Annotated in this window: 4 protein-coding genes; 3 read left to right on the forward strand and 1 reads right to left on the reverse strand. The window is 56.8% G+C overall.

The window, feature by feature from the left end; all coding sequences use genetic code 11:
- The coding region (locus ABYT07_RS19835; RefSeq protein WP_372993736.1) for a M1 family aminopeptidase at positions 1–817 on the reverse strand (817 nt) is incomplete at its 3' end.
- Positions 818–919: 102 nt separating this feature from the next.
- Here ABYT07_RS19835 and ABYT07_RS19840 point away from each other — a divergent pair.
- From ABYT07_RS19840 to ABYT07_RS19850, 3 genes are all read left to right on the forward strand, one after another.
- On the forward strand, positions 920–1,162 hold the full coding sequence (locus ABYT07_RS19840; RefSeq protein WP_372993737.1) for a hypothetical protein: 243 nt from the start codon (positions 920–922) through the stop codon (positions 1,160–1,162).
- Positions 1,163–1,279: 117 nt separating this feature from the next.
- Complete coding sequence (locus ABYT07_RS19845; protein ID WP_372993738.1) at positions 1,280–1,447, forward strand: DUF2256 domain-containing protein; 168 nt, start codon at positions 1,280–1,282, stop codon at positions 1,445–1,447.
- A 104-nt stretch (positions 1,448–1,551) separates the two neighbouring features.
- Positions 1,552–3,489, forward strand: a 1,938-nt coding sequence (locus ABYT07_RS19850; protein ID WP_372993739.1) for a malate synthase G, incomplete at its 3' end; no start/stop codon positions are given.

The following is a 3,489-nucleotide window of genomic DNA, read 5'->3' on the forward strand; positions in this document are numbered from 1 at the left end:
GCGAGGCCAGAACGGCAGAGGAGTTGAAGACGTTCAGGCCCTTGTTCTCCATCGCGCCCATGTTGAAATCATCGACGGCGACGATGTTGAACAGATCAAGGTCGTATTCGCGGCCGTAAACGTCTTCGTCCCATTTCATCGAATCCTTCAGCGCCTGCATGCCAAAGCCGCATTTTCCCTCGTCACCGGGACGCACATAAAGGTTCAGCGTGACCTCGCGGCCCGATTTGGTGGTAAAGCTGCCGGGATGGGCGATCAGGTCGCCTGCGACCAGCGCGAACAGATAGGCGGGCTTGGGCCACGGGTCTTGCCATTCGGCGGTATTGCTGCCGCTGGAAACGGGGTTGCCGTTGGACAGCAGCACCGGATGTGGGCCGTTGATGGTCACAGTGAAAACGGCCATCACGTCGGGACGGTCGGGGTAGTAGGTGATTTTGCGAAACCCTTCGGCCTCGCATTGGGTGCAATACATACCGTTCGACATATAAAGCCCCTCAAGGGCTGTGTTTCCGGTCGGGTCAATCTCGACCTCGGATTCCCATATGAACGGGGCGTCGGGTACGGCGCAGGTCAGACCCTCGGGCGTGATGTCGGGCGTCACCGGGGTGCCGTCGATCTTGGCGCTGATCAGGTCCAGCTGTTCACCATGCAGGAAAAACGTACCGTCTGTCGCGTCTGGGTTGGGGCGGAATGCGATCTTGCTTGTGACCCGGGTCTTGTGGGGGTGCAGATCGAAATTGAGGGCGACGCTGTCGATGATAAAGCCGAAAGGCGTGTAATCGGCCAGATAAATTGTCTGGGGGGCAACGTCGCGCATATTTTTTCCTTTATTTTGGAACAGAATGTCCAGATGCAAAGTTAGTCCTTCAACAATGCCCCCGCAAGGCGGCGGCGACAAACTATTGACCGGAGGACGATCATGTCAGCACCCGACACAAATATCGAAAAGCAAGAAACGCGCCACAAACCCGCATTGCTGGGGATCAAGGGGGCTTTGATTTTCGGGGTCCTGATGATCTTGCTGCTTCTGTTCGTCGTTTTGAACAACGGGCGCGATGGTGATGAAAGTGCCGCCAGCCTGACAAGCGAAACGGGCACAAGCACCGCACCGACCGTTGCCCCGGCTGACGGCACCATGTCCGGCGCAGCCGAGAATAACTAAATTAGTTTGTATCCAGTGTAACGAGTTAAAAGAGCAGGTTCCGGTCCCCGGAGCCTGCTTTTTCATGTTTTCAACAAAGCCGTGCCGCGAGAGGGATTGAGCCGGGAGAGGGATTGAATGGCAAAGATGCGAAAGAAATCCGACCTGCCCCAAAAGATCTGTGCCACCTGCGGGTTGCCATTTGTGTGGCGCAAGAAATGGGCCAAGGATTGGGACGCCGTGCGCTATTGTTCGGACAAGTGCCGCGGCGCTAAGGGGGAGAAGCAAAACGGTCCCGGAAAATAATCCGGTATTGGTAATATTATTTTACCAATATAGCTTGCTCCGATGTAATATACCTTTTAAGCCTTTTGCAAAGTGACAGCATGCGCAATTTTAAGGAGCCTCGGATGACCCAGAGAACAGAAAAGAACGGTCTTCAGATCGCCAGCGAAATGGTGACGTTTATTGAAGCCAAGGCGTTGCCCGGAACAGGCGTATCCGCAGATACATTTTGGAGCGGGTTTTCTGATCTGGTGCATGAGCTTGGCCCCAAAAATCGCGATCTGTTGCAGGTGCGCGAAGACATGCAGGCCAAGATCGACGCTTGGCACAAGGAGCGTGCCGGTCAGGATCACGACGCTGTCGCCTATACCGCTTTCCTTCGCGAAATTGGCTATCTGGTGCCCGAAGGCCCCGCGTTTTCAATTGATACTGCTGGTGTTGACCCTGAAATTGCGTCGGTGCCCGGCCCCCAATTGGTGGTTCCAATCACCAATGCGCGCTTTGCGCTGAACGCGGCGAATGCGCGTTGGGGCAGTTTGTATGATGCGTTTTATGGCACTGATGCCTTGGGTGACCTGCCGCAGGGCAAGGGGTATGACGCCGAACGCGGTGCGCGCGTTGTCGCAAAGGCCAAGGCGTTTCTGGATGAAGCAGTGCCACTGGCCTCTGGGTCTTGGGCCGATGTGTCGGGGATCAAGGTTTCGGACGGCGGTTTGTCCCTGAGCGGTGGGGGCGGTCTTGCCGATCCGTCGCAATTTGCTGGCTACCGCGGTGCCGCTGACGCGCCAACGGCAGTTTTGCTGAAGCACAACGGATTGCACGTCGAAATCCAGATCGACGCAGATCACGCGATTGGTAAAACCGATCCTGCCCATGTGTCGGACGTGCTGATGGAAGCGGCGCTGTCCACGATTATGGACTGCGAAGACAGCGTTGCCGCCGTGGATGCCGAAGACAAAGTCGTCGCCTATGGCAACTGGTTGGGTCTGATGAAAGGCGATTTGTCAGAGACTTTTGAGAAAGGCGGCCAACAGGTCACCCGTGCGATGAACCCTGACCGCGAATATACCGCGCCGGATGGATCGACGCTGACCATCAAAGGCCGGTCGCTGATGTTGATCCGCAACGTGGGCCACCTGATGACCAACCCCGCTGTGCTTGACCGTGACGGGTTGGAAGTGGGTGAGGGCCTGATGGATGCGATGATCACCACGCTGATTGCGATGCATGATCTGCAAAAGACCGGAGGAATGCGCAATTCGGTCGCCGGATCGGTCTATGTGGTCAAGCCCAAGATGCACGGGCCCGCCGAGGTTGCGTTTGCGGACGAGATCTTCACGCATGTTGAAAACGTGCTGGGTCTGCCTGCCAATACGGTCAAGCTGGGTATCATGGACGAAGAGCGCCGGACCTCGGCCAATTTAGCCGAATGTATTCGTGCAGCGAAATCGCGTGTCGCGTTCATCAACACCGGTTTTCTGGACCGGACCGGCGATGAAATCCACACCTCGATGGAGGCGGGTCCGATGGTGCCCAAAGGCGAGATGAAGAATTCCGAATGGATCGCCGCCTATGAGGACCGCAACGTCGATATCGGTCTGGCCTGCGGTTTGCAGGGCAAGGCCCAGATCGGCAAAGGCATGTGGGCCATGCCTGACATGATGGAAGCGATGATGGAGGCCAAGATCGGTCACCCCAAGGCCGGTGCAAACTGTGCTTGGGTGCCATCGCCTACGGCTGCGACATTGCACGCGATGCATTACCATCAGGTCGACGTGCTGGCGCGCCAAGAAGAGATCAAGGCTGGCGGCCCGCGTGGCACTCTCGACTCGCTGTTGAAAATTCCGGTTATGACCGGACGTAATCTGTCTGACGCCGAGATCGCTCAAGAGATTGAGAATAACGCGCAAGGCATCCTTGGTTATGTGGTGCGTTGGGTTGATCAGGGTGTGGGCTGTTCCAAAGTGCCGGACATCCATGATGTGGGCTTGATGGAAGACCGCGCCACCTGCCGGATTTCTGCACAGGCGCTGGCGAACTGGCTGCACCATGGGGTGATCTCC

The organism is Sulfitobacter sp., from assembly GCF_041552635.1.
GTDB lineage: Bacteria > Pseudomonadota > Alphaproteobacteria > Rhodobacterales > Rhodobacteraceae > Sulfitobacter.